The 20,255-nt window shown below is 62.1% G+C and carries 20 protein-coding genes; 3 read left to right on the top strand and 17 right to left on the bottom strand.

The features are described from left to right. Positions 1-2 precede the first annotated feature (2 nt). Entirely contained in the window at positions 3-1,694 is a 1,692-nt protein-coding gene (gene ggt, locus IC757_RS10250) for a gamma-glutamyltransferase (RefSeq protein ID WP_223846092.1), read from the top strand. 581 nt (positions 1,695-2,275) lie between these two features. On the opposite strand, the gene IC757_RS10245 is transcribed toward ggt, so the two are convergent. Next, positions 2,276-4,432, bottom strand: a complete 2,157-nt coding sequence (locus tag IC757_RS10245; RefSeq protein WP_190974226.1) for a M3 family metallopeptidase — start codon at positions 4,430-4,432, stop codon at positions 2,276-2,278. Positions 4,433-4,551: 119 nt separating this feature from the next. Here IC757_RS10245 and IC757_RS10240 point away from each other — a divergent pair, with 119 nt between their 5' ends. Further along, the gene (locus IC757_RS10240) at positions 4,552-5,460 is read left to right on the top strand and encodes an NAD(P)H-binding protein (protein WP_190974225.1); all 909 of its coding nucleotides are present in this window, start codon (positions 4,552-4,554) and stop codon (positions 5,458-5,460) included. Between the two features lie 30 nt (positions 5,461-5,490). On the opposite strand, the gene IC757_RS10235 is transcribed toward IC757_RS10240, so the two are convergent. The 11 genes from IC757_RS10235 to IC757_RS10185 form a co-directional block, all read right to left on the bottom strand. After that, the gene (locus tag IC757_RS10235) at positions 5,491-6,216 is read right to left on the bottom strand and encodes a VacJ family lipoprotein (protein ID WP_223846350.1); all 726 of its coding nucleotides are present in this window, start codon (positions 6,214-6,216) and stop codon (positions 5,491-5,493) included. Beyond that, entirely contained in the window at positions 6,216-6,500 is a 285-nt protein-coding gene (locus tag IC757_RS10230; RefSeq protein ID WP_190974223.1) for a lipid asymmetry maintenance protein MlaB, read from the bottom strand. The genes IC757_RS10235 and IC757_RS10230 overlap by 1 nt, the downstream gene beginning before the upstream one ends. Beyond that, complete coding sequence (locus tag IC757_RS10225) at positions 6,497-7,114, bottom strand: phospholipid-binding protein MlaC (RefSeq protein ID WP_190974222.1); 618 nt, start codon at positions 7,112-7,114, stop codon at positions 6,497-6,499. The genes IC757_RS10230 and IC757_RS10225 overlap by 4 nt, the downstream gene beginning before the upstream one ends. Then, positions 7,111-7,575 carry an outer membrane lipid asymmetry maintenance protein MlaD gene (mlaD, locus tag IC757_RS10220; RefSeq protein ID WP_190974221.1) on the bottom strand — a complete coding sequence of 155 codons (465 nt, stop codon included), beginning with the start codon at positions 7,573-7,575 and terminating at the stop codon, positions 7,111-7,113. Before mlaD ends, IC757_RS10225 begins: the two co-directional genes overlap by 4 nt. 14 nt (positions 7,576-7,589) lie before the next feature. Further along, positions 7,590-8,360, bottom strand: a complete 771-nt coding sequence (locus IC757_RS10215; protein WP_190974220.1) for an MlaE family lipid ABC transporter permease subunit — start codon at positions 8,358-8,360, stop codon at positions 7,590-7,592. Continuing rightward, positions 8,357-9,172, bottom strand: a complete 816-nt coding sequence (locus tag IC757_RS10210) for an ABC transporter ATP-binding protein (RefSeq protein WP_190974219.1) — start codon at positions 9,170-9,172, stop codon at positions 8,357-8,359. Before IC757_RS10210 ends, IC757_RS10215 begins: the two co-directional genes overlap by 4 nt. A 9-nt stretch (positions 9,173-9,181) precedes the next feature. Further along, on the bottom strand, positions 9,182-10,075 hold the full coding sequence (locus tag IC757_RS10205; RefSeq protein ID WP_190974218.1) for a hydroxymethylglutaryl-CoA lyase: 894 nt from the start codon (positions 10,073-10,075) through the stop codon (positions 9,182-9,184). Positions 10,076-10,080: 5 nt separating this feature from the next. Beyond that, a complete protein-coding gene (locus tag IC757_RS10200) occupies positions 10,081-11,250 on the bottom strand; it encodes an acetyl-CoA C-acyltransferase (RefSeq protein ID WP_190974217.1) in 1,170 nt (389 codons plus the stop codon). 232 nt (positions 11,251-11,482) lie between these two features. Beyond that, entirely contained in the window at positions 11,483-13,369 is a 1,887-nt protein-coding gene (locus tag IC757_RS10195) for an SLC13 family permease (RefSeq protein WP_190974216.1), read from the bottom strand. Between the two features lie 273 nt (positions 13,370-13,642). Beyond that, positions 13,643-14,791: an isovaleryl-CoA dehydrogenase gene (locus IC757_RS10190; RefSeq protein ID WP_190974215.1), complete on the bottom strand. Its 1,149-nt coding sequence runs from the start codon at positions 14,789-14,791 to the stop codon at positions 13,643-13,645. Positions 14,792-14,899: 108 nt separating this feature from the next. Beyond that, positions 14,900-16,003, bottom strand: coding sequence for a Glu/Leu/Phe/Val dehydrogenase (locus tag IC757_RS10185; RefSeq protein WP_190974214.1), 1,104 nt, complete (start codon positions 16,001-16,003; stop codon positions 14,900-14,902). A gap of 338 nt (positions 16,004-16,341) precedes the next feature. Here IC757_RS10185 and IC757_RS10180 point away from each other — a divergent pair, with 338 nt between their 5' ends. Further along, positions 16,342-16,830, top strand: a complete 489-nt coding sequence (locus IC757_RS10180) for a GAF domain-containing protein (protein ID WP_190974213.1) — start codon at positions 16,342-16,344, stop codon at positions 16,828-16,830. Here IC757_RS10180 and IC757_RS10175 read toward each other — a convergent pair. The 5 genes from IC757_RS10175 to IC757_RS10155 form a co-directional block, all read right to left on the bottom strand. After that, entirely contained in the window at positions 16,827-17,267 is a 441-nt protein-coding gene (locus IC757_RS10175; protein WP_190974212.1) for a DsrE family protein, read from the bottom strand. The two genes, IC757_RS10180 and IC757_RS10175, sit on opposite strands and share 4 nt — an antisense overlap. A gap of 55 nt (positions 17,268-17,322) precedes the next feature. After that, a complete protein-coding gene (locus IC757_RS10170; protein ID WP_190974211.1) occupies positions 17,323-17,529 on the bottom strand; it encodes a DUF2892 domain-containing protein in 207 nt (68 codons plus the stop codon). A gap of 143 nt (positions 17,530-17,672) precedes the next feature. Next, positions 17,673-17,966 carry an ArsR/SmtB family transcription factor gene (locus IC757_RS10165; RefSeq protein ID WP_190974210.1) on the bottom strand — a complete coding sequence of 98 codons (294 nt, stop codon included), beginning with the start codon at positions 17,964-17,966 and terminating at the stop codon, positions 17,673-17,675. Positions 17,967-18,026: 60 nt separating this feature from the next. After that, positions 18,027-19,316, bottom strand: a complete 1,290-nt coding sequence (locus IC757_RS10160; RefSeq protein WP_190974209.1) for a hypothetical protein — start codon at positions 19,314-19,316, stop codon at positions 18,027-18,029. 106 nt (positions 19,317-19,422) lie between these two features. Then, complete coding sequence (locus tag IC757_RS10155; protein ID WP_223846091.1) at positions 19,423-20,217, bottom strand: outer membrane lipoprotein-sorting protein; 795 nt, start codon at positions 20,215-20,217, stop codon at positions 19,423-19,425. Positions 20,218-20,255 lie beyond the last annotated feature (38 nt).

Here is a 20,255-nt window from a genome sequence, read left to right as displayed (position 1 = left end):
CCATGATGATTCACTTGATTCGAGTGCTCGTTGTTTTTCTTGCTTTCTCCCTGCTGAGTCCCGCCTGGGCCGATGGTCCGGGGCGCGCTGCCGTGTCTTCGGCGCATGAGGATGCGACCGCTGCCGGTGAGAAGATTCTGCGACAGGGCGGCAATGCCTTCGATGCCGCCGTGGCCGTATCCGCGGCGCTAGCGGTGGTTGAGCCGGAGTCCTCGGGAATCGGCGGCGGTGGGTTCTGGTTGCTGCATTTTGCCGATGATGATTCCTCGCTGATGGTCGACGGACGCGAAACGGCACCTGCCGCCGCGACCGCGGATATGTACCTGGACGATGATGGGGAGGTCGATCGGGATCTGGCAATCAACGGGGCCCTGGCCGCCGGTATCCCCGGCGCTCCGGCGGCCTGGGTGCATCTGGCCGAGCAATATGGTTTGCTGCCGCTGGCCGATCTGCTCGCGCCGGCCATCCGGCTTGCCGAGGAAGGCTTCGAGGTTGACGCCAAGTATCAGACTCTGCTCAATTTTCGCAGCGATGTCATGTTGCGATGGGAGGAGACCGCCGAGATCTTCATGCCCGGTGGCGAGGTCCCGGACCTGGGCACACGCATTGTCCAGCCGGACCTGGCCAGAACCCTGCGGGCACTGGCCGAGCATGGTCATGATGGTTTTTACCGTGGCGAGGTGGCCGAAAAGCTGGTCGCAGGCGCCCGCGCCGAGAATGGAATCTGGACACTGGAGGATTTGGCCGGTTACGAAGTGGTCGAGCGCGAGCCGATCCGGACCGAGTATCGCGGCTACGAGTTGATCACAGCCTCGCCGCCATCTTCCGGCGGGATCGCCATTGCCCAGATGCTCAACATTATCGAACCGTTTGATCTTGGCCAACTGGACCGCATCGAGCGGGTGCACCTCTTGTCGGAGGCCATGCGCCGGGCCTACCGGGATCGGGCGCTCTACCTTGGCGATCCGGACTTTGTCGATATACCGTACGACATGCTGCTCAGCAAGCATTATGCGGCCGGGCTGCGGACCACGATTCGGCTCGACCGGGCACTGGATTCCGGCGCGCTGGCCGCCGACCCGGCGCGCAATGTCGTCGAAAGCGACAACACCACGCACTTTTCCCTGATGGACGCTGAGGGCAACATCGTATCCGGCACCCTGACGGTGAATCTGCCCTTTGGGGCCGCCTATGCCGCACCAGGCACCGGCGTACTGTTCAACAACGAAATGGACGATTTCGCCGCAGCCCCGGGTGAGCCCAACGCTTATGGCCTGATCGGCTTCGAGGCCAACGCCATCGAGCCGGGCAAGCGCATGCTGTCTTCCATGAGCCCCACGATCGTGCGCAGCGACGAGCGAACCGCGGTGATCGGCACACCCGGCGGTTCGCGCATCATCACCATGGTCTTTCTGGGACTGCTGGACTTCATCGATGGAAATGGTCCGGAGTCCTGGGTGTCGATGCCGCGTTTTCACCACCAGTACCTGCCGGACGAGATTTCGGCCGAGCGTGATGCCTTCAGCGACGATGAGATCGCGGCACTGGAATCACTGGGTCACGAGGTCAGCATTCGAAGCCGGCCGGCTGGCAACATGCACGGGGTGATGTGGGATCGTGCCCGCGACGTGGTCGAAGCCGCTCACGACCCGCGCTGGCCTTCCGGTGGTGCTGTGGTTATCGAGGTGGATTGAGATCAATTGACCACAGAGACACGGAGGGCACAGAGCAAGAGCGAAAGAAATAGTTCATTCCTCTACCTGATTACTTAGATGATTCAGCTATCTTTCGGTCGGAATTTTTGGGAACCGCAGATGAACGCCGATAAACGCAGATTGTTGATCTGACGCATGGATCATGGATAGGTGCTGAAGTCAGCGATTCTTGTACGGCCCGGGCTTTCATGCGTCCACGAGCTGAGACACATGAGTGCGGTGCTCTTGGATTAGGGACGATTAAAGCTGCGATTGCTGCTGTAATTCCATGAATCTGCGTTTATCCGCGTTCATCTGCGGTTGCATAATTCCTGTCGGGGCCATGGCTGAGAAATATGCGTAATCAGGTTCCTCTAAGCAATTAGGCGGGTGCTGCGGTACGGATACTCGAGACTCGCAGATGAACGCTGATTAACGCAAATTTGTTGAGATCAATAATGCGCGTTTATCTGCGGTTTCATCAACCGCGACTGAATTGTGACTGAAAATCTTCGTATTCAGAATCCTCTGTGAACTCTGTGTCTCTGTGGTGCATTTCTTTCAGACGCTGACGCCGACGCTCAGTCACCCAGCCCGCGTGTATTGAGCAGGTGCTCGATTTGTGGGTCGCGGTCGCGGAAGGCTCGCCAGGATTCCATGGGGGCGCGAGTATTGCCCGGCACGAGGATTTCGTCTTTGAGCTGTTCTGCCAGGTTTCGGTCCAGTACGGTGGCTTCTTCGAAGGCTGCGAAGGCATCGCTGGCCAGTACAAGCGCCCAGAGCACTTCATGTGAGGCCGGCTGGTGGGCGGCGAAGAGATCTGCCGGTCCACCGCCATGAAAGTGGGCCGATACGCTGGCCGGCAGGCCCAGGCGCTCGTGGACCGACTCGATGGCTTCGGCAATCTCCGGGACCTCGCCGGCACCGACATCGTGCAGGGCGAGGTCCAGTTCTATGGCGGCCACCTGCTGCATGCTTTCGATGGCAGAGAGCAGGCGCTGGTCGCGACCCAGCCCTTCTATGGCCTCGTCGGTGATCATGCCGCCGGTTTCATGATGGTAGGCGTACATTCTCAGCACTTCCGGCTGCAAGGCCCAGCGCTGCACCAGGCGACCCATGAACTCGGCGAAATCGGCCGGCAGCGCGCTGGCCGCCGTGGTCGGGTAGTCGGTGTCCGACAAGAGTTCATGCAGGGCGCGACCAAACTGACGGAACAGGGTCTCGACTTCACCGGCGCTCAGCAACGACGGCAGCCCCGCCGCGGCCCGCGGGAAGTTGGCAGCATTGGCCACAACGGGAGTGACACGCTCGTCGTCGTCGCGGTGACTGGGGCGATGAACGAAAGTCCAGTTTCCAGCACGCTTTCCTTCGCGATGGAGGTAATCCAGATAGATCACGCCCAGGTGTTCGCCCAGCGAGTCGCGAACTTCCCAGGTTTCGACATCCGTGTACCACAGGGGCAGGTCGGTACGGACATGGAAGCTCAGACCCCATAGCCGATTGGCCAGGGCGAAGGCCCCGTCGCGCACTTGTTCAAGCGTGAACCAGTCGCGCAACTCGGCGTCGGTCTGGCCGATTTCGGATTCGCGCAGGCGTTCGCGGTAGTACCACCAGTCCCACGGTTCGATGTCGCCGCTCAGGCCATCGGCCTCGGCAAGTGCCTGCACTTGATCCATTTCATCGGCGATCCGGTTGCTGGCCGCAGCGGAAAGGGCGTCGAGCAGCTCGCGCAACTGTTCGGAACTGTCGATGGTACTGCCGGCCAGCCGGTAGTCCAGGTGGCTGTCGAAACCCAGCAACTCGGCTCTTTCGGCCCTCAGTTGTGCCGTTTCGTGAGCCAGCTCCGCCCATTCGGTGCCGCTTGCATACGGCTCGATCCAGGCTTCGAACATGGCCTGGCGCTGTTCGCGCTCGGGGAAGTGCGCGAGAAACGGCTGCAGGTTGTGTTCGTGCAGGGTGAAGACCCAGCCGGTCGGGTGACCGCGTTCGCGAGCGCTTCGTGCGGCCAGGTTGACCAGGGTCTCGGGCAGACCCTCGAGTTGCGTCTCGTCCTCGATCAAGAGGTCGGTATCGGCACGCTCTTCGCGCAGCGCGGCATCAAGTCGCTGCCCCAGCTCGGCCAGGCGGGCATTGATCTCGCGCACACGCTGCTGGGCCTGGTCGTCCGCTTCGGCCCCCGCATGCACGAAACGCTGGTGGGTCAGTTCGATCAATCGCTGCTGTTCGGGGTCTTCGGCCTGCGTGTCGATCTGGTCGTGAACCGATGTGACGCGGTCGAACAATTCCCGATTGAACAGCACGGAGTGTTCGTAATCGGCCTGTCGCGCCGAGAACTCGGGCGCAATCTCGTGCAGTTCCGGGTCATCACTGACGGTGATCAGGCCGACCAGCACGCGGGTGACGCGTTCTAATTCGTTATTTGCCCGTTCCAGTGCCACGATGGTATTGGCAAAGCCGGCCGGATCGTCGTCGCCCGTAATCGTCGAGATCCGTTCGCTGTGCTCCTCGATCGCCTGCTCAAGGGCTGGCAGGAAGTGGGCGGCCTCGAGGCGATGGAAGGGCGGGGTTTGGAACGGTGTCAGATAGCGCGTCAGCAGGGGGTTCTCGGACGGCTCGGCCGGAGCTGGTTCCTGCGTCTCAGCTGCTGGAGCGGGCTCCTCTTCCCGGGGCGCCTGTTCACAGGCAGCGAGCGCCAGCAACAGGGTTGCTGCCAGCAGGGCTTTGGGGGTACTTGTCATCGTGGAAAAATCTTGCGGCATTGAGTCTTCATGATACTACAGCCATGCATTGGGCCTCGCATGAATGGTGCGAACGGGGTACTCTGGAGGCCGGTTCAGAAACTGCAGCGAGATAGCCAATGACTGTCAGCAAACTGCTTGTATTCGGTGCCACGGGCGTGCAGGGGCATCCCGTGGTTGATGTGGCGCTGGAGCAGGGTCTGGAGGTGCGAGCCAGCACGCGTGATCGAGGCGAGGCCGAGGAGAAACTGCCTGCTTCGGTGGATATCGTCGAAGCGGATTTCACCGTCGCTGACGACGTGAACGAGGCCATGGAGGGGGTCGATGCGGTCTATTTTTATCTCCCCACCATGCCGGATCGCTCTCACGCTCGCGCCATCATTGACAATGTCCTTGAAGGTGCCGCCCGACAGGGGTTGCAGCGAATCGTTTTTACCACTGGCGGTTGTTGTGGCGACAATATGCCATCTTGCGGTTTCGTCGACGGTTTGCGTTCGATTTCCGACCGCATACTGTCGGCGGAGGTGCCAGCGGTCGTGCTGCGTCCTACCCTGTACCTGGCCAACCTGGTCTGGCCGCACCTGATTCGCGAGATCCGGGACTATGGCAAGCTGACCTATCCGCCACTGGCCCGGGGGCGGCGCATGAACTGGACGGCAACTGAAGATCAGGCACTGCTTGCCGTGGCCAGCCTTACGGCGGATGTGGCCGGTGAGGCCATCGATATTGCCAGCCCGGAGCCGGTCACGCCGCCGGAGCTATGTCGTATGCTGGCATCAGCCTACGGCCGTGAAGTGCACTTTGCCCCGCAGGGCATAGACGATTTTGCCGACACCCTGTCTCATCTGTTCGACAGCGCCGAGCTCGGCCGAATGGTGGCTGAACTCTATGCGGCCATGGATCGCATTGAAGGCGATGGCCCGCTGGTCGATACCGATGCCCTGGAGTCGAGGTTTGGCGTCCGGCTTACCCCGGTCAGCGAGTGGGTGGACGACCGGCTTGGACGCTTGCTGCAACTTTATGGTTGATAGCCGGCGGAGCCGATCGATCAGGTCGAGCTACCAGTCCTCATCGTCGAGCATGGCGTCGTAATCCGGCAGGGGGGCTTCCTCGCCGTGAATCAGGTAGTTGCGTCGCTGCAGCCAGCCATCGCGCATGAAGCTGTAGGGGTCGAAGGCATCCCGTATCTGTTCGTCCAGTGGCAGCAGGCCGGCGCGGGTCTGTATGACATCGATGCCGAGCAGGTAGTAGGAGCCGTCGCCGGCAAGGCGCCACTCGATATTGGCTTGCGAATCTGCACCGCGTCCGAGGCCGTCTCTGACTGTCGAGGGACCAAGAAAAGGCAGAACAAAGAATCGGCTGTCTTCCCAGCCCCAGGACGCCAGGGTCAGCCCAAAGTCGGCGTTGTACTTCTCCATGCCTTCGAATGAGGCGATGTCGATCAGGCCGCCCATGCCGATGACGGTGTTGGTCAGGAAGCGACCCGTTTCGCGACCTGCATCTCCACCGCGCCCCTGCAACAGCAGATTGATGATGACGACCGGGGAACGCAGGTTGGTGAAGAAGTTGCGCACACCGGTCTGGACCGGCCCTGGTGTCACTGTGTCGTAGCCGACGGCTACCGGACGCACGATGGCCTGGTCTACGGCGACGTTGAAAGTCCACATGGTGCGGTTGTAGGGCTCCCAGGGATCGGCCGGGTCGCGTTCATCCGGGGGTGGCGCAGAGGTGGCGCAGCCGCCGGCCAGTACTGCCAGCAGGCAGGCCGCCAGCAGGCGGCGCATCACGCGGGCACTCCTTCATCGCCGGCCCCATTCCAGCCCAGCAATGCCTCGACCTGGGTCAGTCTGGCGATGGTGCGCAGTGTCTCGGGGGGATTGCGGAACACGATGTCACGGCCGGCAGTGTCTGCTGCCGCCCGGCACTCGAGCAGCAGCGCCAGTGCACTGGAATCGATGCGGTCGAGCCCGGACAGATCAAGCTCATCAGGGAGTTTCCTGGAAAGCCGCTGCCAGGTTGCCGGAACCTCTTTCATGGTGAGGTCGCCGGAGAGAGTTTCGGTAGTCATTCGGCGTTGTCTTCTTCTACTTCCAGTTCGATCTCGCCTTTCCGGAGTCGCTCCATCAACCCGTCGAAACCGTGACGACGGATTTCCTCGCCGATCTGGTTGCGGAAAGTGGCGACATACGAGATGCCTTCGACAATGACGTCAAAAACCAGCCACTCGTCATCGGTCTTGCGGAAGACGTAATCCATAGGCGCCCGGCTGGAACCGTCGAGCTGGATGCGAGTGCGTACCCGGGTCATGCGCTCGGTGTTTTCTCCGCTCATCGGCAGGATCTCGAGCCGGTCGCGCAGATCGTACTCCAGCAAGGCCGAGGCATAGCGACGCAGGAGCTGCTCGGCCAGGGCGTCGGCGAACTCCAGCACTTCGTCTTCATCCCGTCCCCGGCCATGCCGGCCCAGCACGAGACGGGCCGAGTACAGGGTATCGATGCGAGGCATCAGGACTTCGCGAACGTCCTCGCGCATGCGCTCGGCATCGGCCTCGTAGGTTTCCCGATTCTCCTCGATCAGCTCGATGATCCGGTCGGTGGTGTCCTTGATGATCTCCGGCGGTTCTTCTGCGGCCAGGCCGAGGGCGAAAAACAGGGCCGGAATGATGGTCATCCATCGCATCATTGTTCGTCTCCGTCAGTGTTGAACAGGTAGCGCCCGATGAGCTGTTCGAGCACAACAGCGGAATTGGTGATCATGATTTTATCGCCGTCGCGTAGTGATTCGGGTGAACCACCGGGCTCCAGCCCGACGTACTGGTCACCCAGAATGCCGGCGGTCAGAATCGCGGCAGAGGTGTCCTCCGGAAGGTTGTCGTAGCGCTCGCTGATGCGCATGACCACGCGGGCGTCGAAGGTGTCCGGGTCCAGGCCAATGCTTTCGACCATGCCGATGGTGACTCCGCCCATGCTGACTTTTGCACGCGGCTTGAGACCTCCGACATTGCTGAAGCTGGCTGAAATCTCGTAGGTCGGCCCGGAGGCTACACCGCGGTCGGTAGCCTGCATGGCAAGAAAGACCAGTGCGGCAATGGCCAGCAGCAGAAACAGGCCGGCTGTCAGTTCGATCTGGTGAGATGATTTCATGGCGTATCCGGATATCAGAGCATGAAAGCCGAGAGGACAAAGTCGAGTACGAGTACGGTGATCGCCGTGGCGATGACCGTCTGAGTAGTTGCCAGGGCGACACCCTCGCTGGTCGGGCGGGCAGACCAGCCAAACCAGACTGCCAGCCATGCGGCCACAAAGCCGAAGGCAACGGCCTTGACCATGCCGCCCAGGAAGTCGCGGCCCAGCTCAACCGATGCCTGCATGTTCGACCAGAAAGTCACCGGGTCGTTGCCCATGAGGAACACGGCAAAGAACACGCCGCCGACAATGGCGGTGACATTGAAAATCAGCACCAGTGCCGGAACCGCGATCAGGCCGGCAATCAGGCGCGGCTGGACGATTCGTTCCATGGGGTCGATGGCCATCAGGTCGAGCGCATCGAGCTGTTCGGTCGCCCGCATCAGGCCGATCTCGGCCGTGATCGATGTGCCGGCGCGTCCGGCGAACAACAGCGCCGTAAGTACCGGCCCGAGCTCTCGGAACAGGGAAAGAGCCAAGACTGTACTGACGGCATCACCGGCGCCGAAGCGGGTGAGGGTGTCGTAGGTCTGAAGCGTCAGCACCAGGCCGACGAAGAATCCGCAGGTAACAATGATGACCAGGGAGCGTACCCCGGCAAAATAAATCTGGCGCAGGGTCTCGGAGAATTGCAGTCGGGTCAGGCGCATGCGCGAGATGGCCGTTAACAGGAACAGCAGGGCCCGGCCCAGTTCGCGCAAGGGCTGCTCGAACAAGCGGTGGCCGGTGGAATTCGGGTTCATCGGTTGTGCTCCACGGCGAGCAGGTCGTCGGACAGGTCGCTGGCCGGGTAGTGGAACGGCACAGGCCCATCCGGCAGCCCCTGCATGAACTGCCGCACCAGAGGGTTGTCACTCTCGGCCAGTTGTGATGGTGAACCCGCGGCCATGACCTGACGATCGGCAATGATGGCGCACTGGTCGGCCAGGCTGGCGACCTGATCCACGTCATGGGTGATCACTACGCTGGTGATTCCCAGTGCATGATTGATATCCCGGATCAGGCGCAGTGACACACCCAGGGAGATGGGGTCGAGTCCGGCAAAAGGCTCGTCGTAGAGCATGATGGACGGATCGAGCGCCATGGCCCTGGCCGTGGCAACGCGCCGATTCATGCCGCCGGACAGTTCGCGCGGGAACAGTTCGGCGGCGCCGCGCAGGCCGACCATCTGCAACTTCAGAAGCACCAGACGACGGATCAGCGTTTCCGGCAGCTCGGTATGCTCGCGCAGCGGCAAGGCGACGTTGTCGAAGCAGGTCAGATCGGTAAACAGGGCGCCATTCTGTAACAGCACGCCGATTTCGCGCCGGAAGCGGTTGAGCGCCTTGCCGTGAAGCTGGTCGACATGCGTCTTGCCCACGCTGACTGACCCGGAGTCGGGGCGGATCTGGCCGGTGATCAGCCGCAGCACCGTGGTCTTTCCGGCGCCGCTGGGCCCCATGACGGCGGTCACCTTGCCGGCTGGAATGGCGAGGTTGAGCTGCTCCAGTATGGTGCGTCCGCCCAGCCGCACGGTGACATCGCGCAGTTCAATGGCCGCTTCGGTCCCGCTCATGGTTCTGCCTCAGTTGCGTTTGAGTATGGCCTGTCCCGCGCGTGAGCGTGGCCGACCAAGTTCGCCGGCAATCCAGTCGCCGGTTCGGGCCAGTGATTCGAGATCGACCCCGGAGTTCATCCCCATGCCGTCGAGCATGAAGACAACATCCTCGGTGGCAACGTTCCCCGTGGCGCCGCGGGCATACGGGCAACCGCCCAGCCCGGCCACCGAGGAATCTACCACCCTCACGCCATCCTCGAGACAGGCAAAGATATTGGCCAGCGCCTGTCCGTAGGTGTCGTGAAAATGAACCGCCAGCTGATCGACAGGAATCGATTCAGCCACTGCCTGCAACATCGCCCGGGCCTTTACTGGCGTGCCCACGCCGATGGTATCGCCCAGAGATATCTCGGCACAACCGGCCGCGTGCAGTGCTTCGGCCACGCGCACGACCTCGCCGACAGGCACTTCGCCCTGGTAGGGGCAGCCAAGCACGGTGGAGACGTATCCGCGCACACGCACCCGGTCAGACCTGGCCTGCTCGAGCACGGGGGCGAAACGCTCCAGCGACTCGGCAATCGAACAGTTGATGTTCTTGCGATTGAAGGCCTCGGAGGCGGCCGTGAACACCGCGATCTCCTCCACACCTACGGCACGCGCACGCTCGTAGCCCTTGAGGTTGGGTACCAGCACCGGATAGCGTGCTCCCTGGCGACGCTCGATCCTGCCAAAGACCTCTTCGGCATCGGCCAGTTGCGGAATGGCCGGAGCAGCGACGAAACTCGTGGCCTCGACCACGCCCAGGCCGCAGCCGGCCAGACGCTGGATCAACTCGACCTTGACCTCGGTCGGGATCGTGTAAGGCTCGTTCTGAAGTCCGTCGCGTGGTCCGACCTCGACTATGGTGACGTGATCGGTCATGGCCTTCAGGTCAGCTCGATGGCAATGGCGGTTGCTTCGCCGCCGCCAATGCACAGGCTGGCAACGCCGCGCTTGCCACCACGCGACTTCAGCGCATGAATCAGGGTAACGAGAATACGTGCGCCGCTGGCGCCAATGGGGTGGCCGAGTGCGCAGGCGCCGCCGTTGACATTGACCTTTTCATGCGGCAGGTCGAGTTCCTTCATCGCCGCCATGGTAACGGTGGCGAAAGCCTCGTTGATTTCGAACAGATCGACATCCGAAGCTTGCCAGCTGGCCTTGTCCAGCACCTTTGAGATAGCACCGACCGGGGCGGTGGTAAACCACTCCGGTTCCTGCGAATGGGTGGCGTGGGCGACAATGCGTGCCAGCGGCTGGATGTTGCGACTGTCGGTTTCGGAGGCGCGCATCAGCACCATGGCGGCAGCGCCATCGGAAATCTTCGACGAACTGGCCGCGGTGATGGTGCCGTCCTTGGCGAATGCCGGGCGTAGTTTGGGCATTTTCTCGATATTGCACTTGGCCGGTTCTTCATCGCTGGTGATTTCGACTTCACCCTTGCGGGTTCGCACGGTTACCGGCGCGATTTCATCGCTGAAGGCGCCGTTGTCGAGCGCGGTCATGGCGCGTTCGATCGATGCCTTCGAGAAATCATCCTGCTCTTCGCGGGTGAAACCGTACTTGGCCACGCATTGCTCGCCGAACTGACCCATCATCTGCCCGTCGTAGGGGTTCTGAAGGCCGTCGAAGAACATATGATCGAGGAACTTGGCGTGCCCCATGCGCAGGCCACGATCAGCCATGAAAGGCGCATTGGTCATCGATTCCATGCCACCGGCCACGACGACATCCGCTGAACCGGCCAGCAGGGCGTCATGCCCCTGCATGACCGCCTTCATGCCCGAGCCACAGACCTTGTTGATGGTGGTGCAGCCTGTGCTGGTAGGCAGGTCGGCGCCCAATGTCGCCTGACGTGCCGGTGCCTGGCCGACCCCGGCTGGCAGCACACAGCCCATGATCACTTCGGAGACGTCTTCGCCGGAGACTCCGGCATCGGCGACGGCAGCTCGAATGGCGGCTGCACCCAGCTCGGGCGACTTGACCGGAGCAAACTGCCCCTGGAACGAGCCGATGGCGGTACGGCGAGCGGAAACAATGACGATGGATTCGGTCATGGGGCGAAATTCCGTGGTTTGAGTCCAGCCGGGCATTATCGCATGAAGGAGAAAGGTAAAAGGTGAAAGGTGAAAGGTGAAAGGTGAAAGGAGGGATGGCTGTTTGCCTTCTTTTGCTCGGTTGGCCGACGACGAGGTCCCGGCCATCGGCCACCCGTAAACAGCTATAACCACTGCCCCCCTGCCTCTTACCTTTTACCTTTCACCTCTTACCTTTCACCTTTCACCGCCCTCACAACGGCCAGACCAGCAATATCATCGGCACACCCACGGCCACGACGATGACTTCCAGCGGCAGGCCCAGGCGCCAGTAGTCGCCGAAGCGGAAGCCGCCGGGGCCGAGTATGAGGGTGTTGTTCTGGTGGCCGATGGGGGTGAGGAAGGCGCAGGAGGCGCCGACTGCGACGGCCATCAGGAATGGGTCGGGGCTGGCTTCCAGACTGCGTGCGGCGCTGATGGCGATCGGGCACATGACCGCGGCCGTGGCCGCGTTGTTCATGAAGTCCGACAGGGTCATGGTCACGATCAACAGCAGGGCAATGGCGATGATGGCGCTGCCCGCGGCTGCATGGTCGAGCAGCAAGCCCGCAAGCAGGTCTGCCGTTCCGGTGGTCTCCATGGCGCCGGCGACCGGGATGAGCGCACCGAGCAGTACGATGACCGGCCAATCCACGGCTTCATAGACCTTGCGCGGGGGCACCACGCGCGTGGCCATGGCCGCGACCACGCCGGCGGCAAAGGTAATGGCGGCCGGCAACAGACCGAAGGCGGCACCGACAACCGCGGCCAGCATGATGATGCCGGCAATGGCCGCCTCGCGGCGGCGTGGCAGTCGCAGGGACCGGTCGGCCAGCGGCACACAGCCGCTGTTGACGGCCCACTCCTGCAGCGTGTCGAGTGGCCCCTGCACCAGCAGCACGTCGCTGGGCCGAAAGCGCAGCGTCCGCAATCGGGCGACCGTTCGGCTGCCCTGCCGGGAGACAGCCAGGAGATTGATGCCGTGATGTGTGCGCAGGCGCAGGGCGCGAGCCGAACGGCCGATAATGCTGGAGGTTGGCAGAACGACAACCTCGAGCAAGGCGATTTCTTCCGAGTTTCGCTCTTTTCCCTGGACGTCCTCTCCGTTGCCGTCTTCTTGCTGCTGGCTTTCTTCCTCATCCTTGTTGTCATTCGCGGGCGGGCTTTTCATCAAGTCATCGGCTGCGGCGGAAGTAACCGGGGCCGTTTTCGGCTTGTCCTCTTCCAGACGCATGCCAAGACTATTGAGCGCACTCACCAGCGAGCGCGGTTCGGCCTCGATGACCAGCAGGTCGTCGGCGCGGATCTTGCGGTTGCCGCGCGGCGCATCCATGCGATGCTCGCCGCGGATCAGGGCCACGATCTGAGACTCCGAATCCTCGATGGCCTGCTCGGCTCGGTTCACCGTCATGCCCACGGCGCGGGATTCGGGAGGGACTCTGACCTCGGTGAGGTACGCGCCGGTATCGAAATCCTCGACATCGGCACGCTTGCGCACGGGAATCAGCCAGCGGCCCGCGGTCAGAACGAAGGCGATGCCGGCGGCGGCCACGACGATCCCCACCGGGGTGAAGTCGAACATGGCAAACGAGTCCAGTCCGGCTTCGGCGCGAAATCCTGAAACGATCAGGTTAGGCGGAGTGCCGATCAGGGTGGTCATGCCGCCGAGGATGGAGCCGAAAGCCAGCGGCATCAGCACCTGCCCGGGCGCCAGGCCATGCCGCTGCGCCATCATGATGGCCACCGGCATGAGCAGGGCCAGCGCGCCGACATTGTTCATGAAGGCCGAAAGCACCCCGGCCAGGATGACCAGAGCGATAGTGCTGACCCAGGCGCTGGCATGGGCGGGCAACAGGCGATCGGTAAGGATATCGACCGCGCCGGAGGTCTGCAGCCCCCGGCTGAGAATCAGGATGCAGGCCACGGTGATGACCGCAGGGTGCCCAAAGCCTTCAAAGGCCTCGGCGCCCGGCACCAGCCCGAAGAACACACAGGCCAGAAGCGCACCGGCGGCCACCATGTCATGCCGCCAGCGCCCCCAGATGAACATCGCCATGGTGACGACGAGAATGACGACGATGGTGATTTGGTTGGGAGTCATGCGTCAGACGCTCCAGCCCTGTGACAAGTCGTCAAGGGTAGACGGGGGAGGTGAAAGGTAAAAGGTAAAAGGTAAAAGGAGGGGTGACTGTTTGCGTTCTTTGCTTGGGTGGCCAACGACGAGGTCCGGCCATGGGCCACCCGTAAACAGCTAAAAGCACTGCAGATCCCTACCTTTCACCTTTCACCTTTCACCTTTCACCTTTCACCTTTCACCTTTCACCTTTCACCTTTCACCTTTCACCTTTCACCTTTCACCTTTCACCGGGGCGCGCTAAGCGCGCCCCTCAGCCAACTCCCGCCCGATCAGCATGCGGCGGATTTCGTTGGTGCCGGCGCCGATGTCGTAGAGTTTGGCGTCCCTGAGCAGGCGGCCGGTGGGGTATTCGTTGATGTAGCCGTTGCCGCCCAGTGCCTGGATGGCTTCCAGGGCCACCTGGACGGCGCTGGTCGAGGAATGCAGCAGGCAGGCGGCCGGGTCGATGCGCGAGCGCTCGCCGGCGTCGTAGTCGGCGGCAACGCTGTAGGCAAAGCCGCGCGAGGATTGCAGGGCGGTGTAGAGGTCGCCGACCTTGGCCTGCATCAGACCGAAGTCCGACAACGTGCGACCGAACTGCTTGCGTTCGCGTATGTAAGGCAGCACCTGGTCCATGGCCGCCTGCATGATGCCGATGGGCCCGCCGGAGAGCACCAGGCGTTCGGAGTTGAGGCCTGACATCAGGATCTTTACGCCTTCGTTGACCTCGCCGAGTACGTTCTCCTGGGGGATCTCGCAGTCCTCGAACACCAGCTCACAGGTGTTGGAGCCGCGCATGCCCAGTTTGTCGAGCTTTTGCGCCTTGCGGAAGCCCGGCATGTCCTTTTCCACCAGAAAGGCAGTCATGCAGCGGCTGCCGGCATCCTTGCCTGCAGTGCGCATGTAGACCAGGGCGAGATCGCACTCCGGGCCGTTGGTGATCCACATCTTCGAGCCGTTGGCGACCCATGCATCACCCTTCTTCTCGGCCCGGCAGGCCATCGAGCCGACCACGTCGGAACCGGCACCGGGCTCGCTCATGGCCAGGGCACCCTTCCATTCGCCCGAGACCAGCTTGGGCACGTACTTTTGACGCTGCTCCTCGCTGCCGTTGCGACACAGATTGTCTAGACACAGGTTGGAATGGGCGCCATAGGACAGCCCCACCGAGGCCGAAGCCCGGGAAATCTCCTCCATGGCGACCAGGTGGGCCAGGTACCCCATGTCCGAGCCGCCATATTCGGCCGGGATGGTAATGCCCAGCAAGCCCATCTCGCCCAGCTCGGCCCACAGCTCCTGCGGGAACTCGTTGGACTGGTCGATCTCCTCGGCACGCGGCGCGATCGCCTCCTCGGCAAAGCGCCGGGTCGTCTCACGCAGCAGCTCGATATCTTCGGAAAGCTTCATGATGCATTGTCCTGTTGCAAGACCGCGGATTGTTGTCGATAGTGTCAAGGCCAGGGAACGGGGCTAGGCCCCGTCCCTTTCACCTTTCACCCTTTACCTTTCACCCCCTTAATGGTTTCCGCGTTCGCGGCCCGGGAAGCGGTGCGGACGCCCCATGAACGGCAGCTTGAGTTTGCCGACCGTGGCAATTCGCTCGGCGGCCATGCGATCGGCTGCCTTCCAGGTGGGGATGCCATCCCGCTCGGCGATCTGGAAGATCTTCGAGACGTTGTAGTAAATGGCCCGGGTCATGCGCTTGGCGCGTTCGCGATTGTAGCCTTCGAACTCGATGGAGACATTCATCAGACCGCCAGCGTTGACCGCGTAGTCGGGCGCATAGATGATGCCGCGCTTTTCCAGTTCGTCGCCGCATTCCTCGGTAGCAAGCTGGTTATTAGCCGCGCCACAAACGATCTTGAACTTGAAGCGAGGCAGGGTCTGTTCGTTGACCACCGCGCCCAGCGCGGTCGGCGAGAACACATCGGCATCGACGTCATAAATGTCCTCGGTGCCAACGGCCTCACAGCCCAGGTCGACGGCGGTCTGAACCGATTCTTCATTGATGTCACAGACAAACACCTTGGCGCCTTCGTTGCGCAGCAGCTTGACCAGTTCGAGGCCGACATGGCCGACACCCTGAACGGCAAAGCTGTAATCCCCAATCCGCTCGTCGCCGAACTGCTTTTGCAGACTGGCACGAATGCCCTGCAGCGTGCCGAATGCGGTAAATGGTGAGGGGTCGCCGGATCCGCCATGCACCTGGTGTACGCCGACGGCGTTATCGGTTTCCTGGAACACGTACTCCATGTCGTTGACGTCAATGCCGACGTCTTCCGCGGTGATGTAGCGGCCATGCAGGGAATCGATGAAGCGGCCAAAGGCACGGAACAGGGCTTCGGACTTGTCCTTGCGCGGGTCGCCGATGATCACGGCCTTGCCGCCGCCGAGGTTGAGGCCGGCAACAGAGGCCTTGTAGGTCATGCCGCGTGACAGCCGCAGCACATCGTCAAGGGCTTCCTGCTCGGTGGCATAGGGCCACATCCGCATGCCACCCAGAGCGGGACCGAGTGTGGTGTCGTGAATGGCAATGATGCCCTTCAGGCCGGCTTCCTTGTTGTGGCAGAAGATGACCTGCTCGTGCTCGGTCGAGTGGATGGTTTCGAAAAGATTCATTGAGACTCCTCCAGGGCTTGCGGATCGAAATGGCGCAAGCGTTGCGGGCCGATCTCCGAAGCGTCGACCCTGATTGGCTGATATGTCTGACATCCCCGGTGCGGGTACCGGACCGGGCTGCGAATGCTCCGGGGTGACTGAGCAATCCTCCCGAAGTCAGCCCGGTATTTTACCCTCAATTCCCGGCCCGTTGCATTCGCTTGCGTATGGAAAGTGGTGTTGTCCGAATGGCTGGACGCAGCGAAGAGGCCACGGCACAATGAGTGCGCATTCAGTCAAGGCTGCTGTCGCAAGGGTCACAGCAGACTATGGTCGCCGTTCATTCAGGACATCAAGGCATGCGGCAGGAGATTCGATCGATCAGCAGGGTTCTGAAGGAAATTCAGTCAGATGGGTTCGAGTCCCTGGGGTTTTACGGGTTGACCGGGCGGGTTGCCCAAGTACTGGGTGCCAGCGGAGCGGCTGTGCTGGTGATCGACCCGGAGGATCAGAATTGTGTGCAGGCAAGGGCACTGCTGATGGATGGTCAGCCCATCAACGATTTCTGTTACGACTGTCGAAACACACCCTGTGAAATCGTGGTTGGTGGCAGAGATTGTGTCGTCACCCATGATGTGCAACGTCGCTTTCCGAAAGACCGGATGCTGGTCGATCTTGGCCTTTCCGGCTACGCGGGCGTGCCTTTGCGATCGCCCGATGGGAGAATCATCGGGCTGATCGCTGCTTTTTTTCGCAAGCCTGTCGCTGACGGCGAATTGATACTCGAAATTCTCAGGACCGTCGCATCTTTTGTCGGATCCAGGCTGGCTGATCGGATTTCCCGCTAGTTGCTGAACAGCCGTGTGCCCGGTGCCATCATCCAGGCGGCCACGTCGCCGGGGTTGGCAACACCGACACCGTCGATCAGGTCATCCTCGGTGTAGTCGGTATTCGGCAAAAAGATGGCGCAGACCTCGACGGTGACCTCGTGCTGGATCAACCGGTTGAGCAGATCGCGCGGGGTGAGGCCGCGAGGGGCCAGGGCGTCAAGCTCGTGATCGGCCACGGCAATCTCGCCGCCGGCGCCGCACAGCAGCACGCGCACTTGTGCGCCCTGATCCAGTGCCTGGTTGGCCAGCACCAGCGGCATGGCGCGATCCTGGGCGGCGCTGCCGGTCACGGATACGAACAGACGCTTGTCGTCACCATGCTGGTCGGCCTGGGCATTGGCCGATAGCAGCACGGCCAGGGTCAGGCCGATCAGTATCGCGGTGAATCTCTTCATGTCTTCTCCTTGCGGGTATGCAGGTGGGGTGGAATTCTTGCCAGGGTTCCGAGCCTCAGCTACTGAATGCCGGTCCCGGCTTGCGCCCCAGTTTCGCCAGCACCTTGGCCAGCGGGCAGAAGCCGGTGAATGCAGCCTGGAACATGTTGAGACCGACAAACGCGGTCAGCCACAGCCAATGCACGCTGTGCAACTGCGAGAGTGCCAGGCTGAGCAGGATCATCAGGCCGGCAAAGGCGAAAATGATGCGGTCGATGTTCATGGGTGGCTCCTGTTGAAGTAGTTAGCACTAATATACGTGAGTGCTAATGTGTAGTCAAGGAGTTGAAGGTTTGACGGGGTAGAGGGGGAGAGGAGAAGAGGAGAAGGAGGTTTCCAGGTTGTTGCCCCTCTGCCCTCTCCCTTCTATCCCTCTTCCCGGGCGCAATAGCGACCGTACAGGGTTTCGATCAACTCGTAGACCACCGGATCGGAGATACGGTAATAGATGGTCTGCGATTCGCGCCGGGTGGCGACCAGGCCTTCCTCGCGCAGCTTGGCCAGGTGCTGCGACAGGGCGGACTGGCTCAGGGGGACGCGTTCGTTGAGCGCGCCGACCGACTGTTCCCCCTCGACCAGACTGCACAGCACCATCAGCCGGTTGGGGTTGCCCAGCGCCCGCAACATGGCCGCCGCGCGGGAGGCCCGTTCGCGGGTCATCGCGTCTTGCGGGAGATCGCGGGAGGCAGTCTGGGGGCTGGATTGCGTTGTCATCGGCATTCAGAAGCTGTAGCGCAGGCGAACGAATATGCTGCTGTTTTCCTCGAACTGGCCGTAGAACGTCGACGCCTCGCTGCCGCCGAACAGGTTGATGCCGGCATTGAACTGCAACTGGTCGGTATGCCGGTATTGCACGGTCGGGCGGATGAAGTAGTCGTCATCGGACGGCGAGTAGAAGTTCATGAGACTGACGATCAGGTTGTCGCGCATCATGCGCCAGGTCAGGCGCACGGTGGCCAGGTGACGGCGCTCCTCAGGCAGGGTTGCCGGATCCATGGGCCAGTTCCGGCGCATGGCGCTGTAATCCTGCAACCACTCGAGGTAGTACTGCGCGCCCATGGTGAAGTTGGTGACCATCTCGCGCTCGAATCCGGCCAGGAAACGAATTTCGGAGTTGGGTAGCAGTGAGTTGTCGCCATCACGGTTGTCGCGCGAGTCGTAGTAGGACGTTTCCAGGTTGTACAGGCCGCCGGCCAGCGGGCCGCGCAGGCTGCCGCCAACGGCGTTCATCGGCGCAAAAGTGAATTGACCGCTCTCGGGGTCGAAGGCGCTGGGCTGCGGGAAGAAGCCCCGGTAGCCGTAAAGCGCCCATTCCTGTGCGCCGGCGCGGCCGTGCAGGCGCAGGGCCAGCTCGGCATTCTCGGCGGTACGCGGTGGCTTGACGCCCCGAAGCCGCGGCGGGGCGCCGACGATGTCGCCCTGCATGGGATCGAAGTAGGACAGGCGTTGTCCGTCCGGGAAACGATCGGGCTCGAACAGCGGCGTGATGACGGTTTCGAGATTGATGCGCTCGCCGTACCAGCTGATCCGGGCCGCGTCGCTGGTGCCTTTCAGGTAGTCGTCGTCGCGGCCGATGAGAAAGGATTCCCAGTCCTTGGGAAACAGGTCGTTGAGAAACACCAGGTCGCCCGTGCCCCAGGTCAGCACCTGGCGGCCGAGCCGCACGTCGGTGCGCTCGCCGAAGGGAAAGCTGACCATGGCCTCGCGCAAATCGGCGTCGAACTCGTCGGTCACGCCATCGGCAATGCCGTCGAGCTTCATGCGCCAGGTGGCGACATCGCCCTCGTAGCGGCCTTCGAGCTGCAGACGCAGTTCGCCAAGCGAAAAGTCGTCGCCGATGACCGGGTTGGACTGCAGCCGATGCCCGGCCGCGCCTTCGATGAAGCCATACCACTCGAAGGCCGAGACATCGTCGTCCCAGGGATCGTCGTCCCAGTCGTCGGCCTGGCCGGGCACTGCCATGGCCAGAAGCGCTGCCATTAGCATGGTTTGTTTGCTGAATTTGAGCATTTCCTTTCCTTTTGGCCAGGAGGTTTCAGGGTTCAGGTTTCAGGGTTCAGGGCGGGCTCCGGCCAGGTTTTTCCTGAAACCTGAACCCTGACCCCTGAAACCTTCCTTAGTCCCTTTGCAACCAGCGGCGCGGCGGGTTCCTGAGCGAGCGTTCGCTGAATACGTCGGCCGGGATGCCCAGGTCGTAGCGGCTGAAGCGGAACTCGACCAGGGTGTGGCCGCCTTCGTCCAGGTCGTCCATGCGCATGCGCGTGCCGGTGGGATAGCCGTCGATTTCCTCGACTTCCAGCACTTCCATGCGGCGATAGATCTCGCCGTCGTCACGCTCGTACTCGGCCTTCATCGGCAGCCAGGTCTCGCGATCGACCCAGGTATTGAAGGCGGCGAACTCCACGCTGCCGGGATCTTTCGGAGTCGAGCGGATCACGTAGTGCTCGTCGGTGGTTTCGATGAGTTCGTGTTCATCGTCTTCGAGGTGACGTCCGGAGACGTCCTCGTAATACATGTGCGAGCCCACGAAGCTGGTGCGCTTGTCGCCCGGGGCGATGCGGCGGACCAGGTCCAGGCCCGGCAGGTACAGCCAGCGGTCATCGTCGCCGCCGGGGTTCTTGTCGACCAGGAACACGGTGCCGCGCACGTCCGCGGGCCGGGAGAACACCACCAGGTAGTCCTGGCGACCGTCCTCGCCGTTTCTTCTCAGCAGCGTGAACTGACGCACCTGCTCGCGTCCGCGCCCGTCGATGATGCGCATGCGCGCCTCCGAGCGGCCGTCCTCACCGGCGTAATACGACGCCTGGTTGGCCCGCTCGACAATCTCCATCACATCCGGCGTGTCGGCCGAAACCGCGCCCATGCCAACAAGCATCAGGCCGGCAACAGCAATTTGGCTAAATGTCTTCATTTCCATTTCCTCCAGAACCGTCCGGTTCCATTAATAAA

Origin of the sequence: Wenzhouxiangella sp. AB-CW3 (genome assembly GCF_014725735.1) — a bacterium.
Lineage (GTDB): Bacteria > Pseudomonadota > Gammaproteobacteria > Xanthomonadales > Wenzhouxiangellaceae > Wenzhouxiangella.
Note: the sequence above shows the minus strand (reverse complement) of the source record. Positions and strands in the feature narration are given on the sequence as shown.

Bases quoted from the DNA above. Each gene is read 5' to 3' on its own strand.
- IC757_RS10195 (WP_190974216.1), bottom strand. From the start codon at position 13,369: ATGACTCCCAACCAAATCACCATCGTCGTCATTCTCGTCGTCACCATG.
- mlaD (WP_190974221.1), bottom strand. From the start codon at position 7,575: ATGAAATCATCTCACCAGATCGAACTGACAGCCGGCCTGTTTCTGCTG.
- IC757_RS10170 (WP_190974211.1), bottom strand. From the start codon at position 17,529: ATGAACATCGACCGCATCATTTTCGCCTTTGCCGGCCTGATGATCCTG.
- IC757_RS10230 (WP_190974223.1), bottom strand. From the start codon at position 6,500: ATGACTACCGAAACTCTCTCCGGCGACCTCACCATGAAAGAGGTTCCG.
- IC757_RS10215 (WP_190974220.1), bottom strand. From the start codon at position 8,360: ATGAACCCGAATTCCACCGGCCACCGCTTGTTCGAGCAGCCCTTGCGC.
- IC757_RS10245 (WP_190974226.1), bottom strand. From the start codon at position 4,432: ATGACAAGTACCCCCAAAGCCCTGCTGGCAGCAACCCTGTTGCTGGCG.
- IC757_RS10210 (WP_190974219.1), bottom strand. From the start codon at position 9,172: ATGAGCGGGACCGAAGCGGCCATTGAACTGCGCGATGTCACCGTGCGG.
- IC757_RS10200 (WP_190974217.1), bottom strand. From the start codon at position 11,250: ATGACCGAATCCATCGTCATTGTTTCCGCTCGCCGTACCGCCATCGGC.
- IC757_RS10160 (WP_190974209.1), bottom strand. From the start codon at position 19,316: ATGCTCAAATTCAGCAAACAAACCATGCTAATGGCAGCGCTTCTGGCC.
- IC757_RS10225 (WP_190974222.1), bottom strand. From the start codon at position 7,114: ATGATGCGATGGATGACCATCATTCCGGCCCTGTTTTTCGCCCTCGGC.
- ggt (WP_223846092.1), top strand. From the start codon at position 3: ATGATGATTCACTTGATTCGAGTGCTCGTTGTTTTTCTTGCTTTCTCC.
- IC757_RS10165 (WP_190974210.1), bottom strand. From the start codon at position 17,966: ATGACCCGCGAACGGGCCTCCCGCGCGGCGGCCATGTTGCGGGCGCTG.
- IC757_RS10155 (WP_223846091.1), bottom strand. From the start codon at position 20,217: ATGAAGACATTTAGCCAAATTGCTGTTGCCGGCCTGATGCTTGTTGGC.
- IC757_RS10175 (WP_190974212.1), bottom strand. From the start codon at position 17,267: ATGAAGAGATTCACCGCGATACTGATCGGCCTGACCCTGGCCGTGCTG.
- IC757_RS10235 (WP_223846350.1), bottom strand. From the start codon at position 6,216: ATGCGCCGCCTGCTGGCGGCCTGCCTGCTGGCAGTACTGGCCGGCGGC.
- IC757_RS10185 (WP_190974214.1), bottom strand. From the start codon at position 16,003: ATGAATCTTTTCGAAACCATCCACTCGACCGAGCACGAGCAGGTCATC.
- IC757_RS10240 (WP_190974225.1), top strand. From the start codon at position 4,552: ATGACTGTCAGCAAACTGCTTGTATTCGGTGCCACGGGCGTGCAGGGG.
- IC757_RS10180 (WP_190974213.1), top strand. From the start codon at position 16,342: ATGCGGCAGGAGATTCGATCGATCAGCAGGGTTCTGAAGGAAATTCAG.
- IC757_RS10190 (WP_190974215.1), bottom strand. From the start codon at position 14,791: ATGAAGCTTTCCGAAGATATCGAGCTGCTGCGTGAGACGACCCGGCGC.
- IC757_RS10205 (WP_190974218.1), bottom strand. From the start codon at position 10,075: ATGACCGATCACGTCACCATAGTCGAGGTCGGACCACGCGACGGACTT.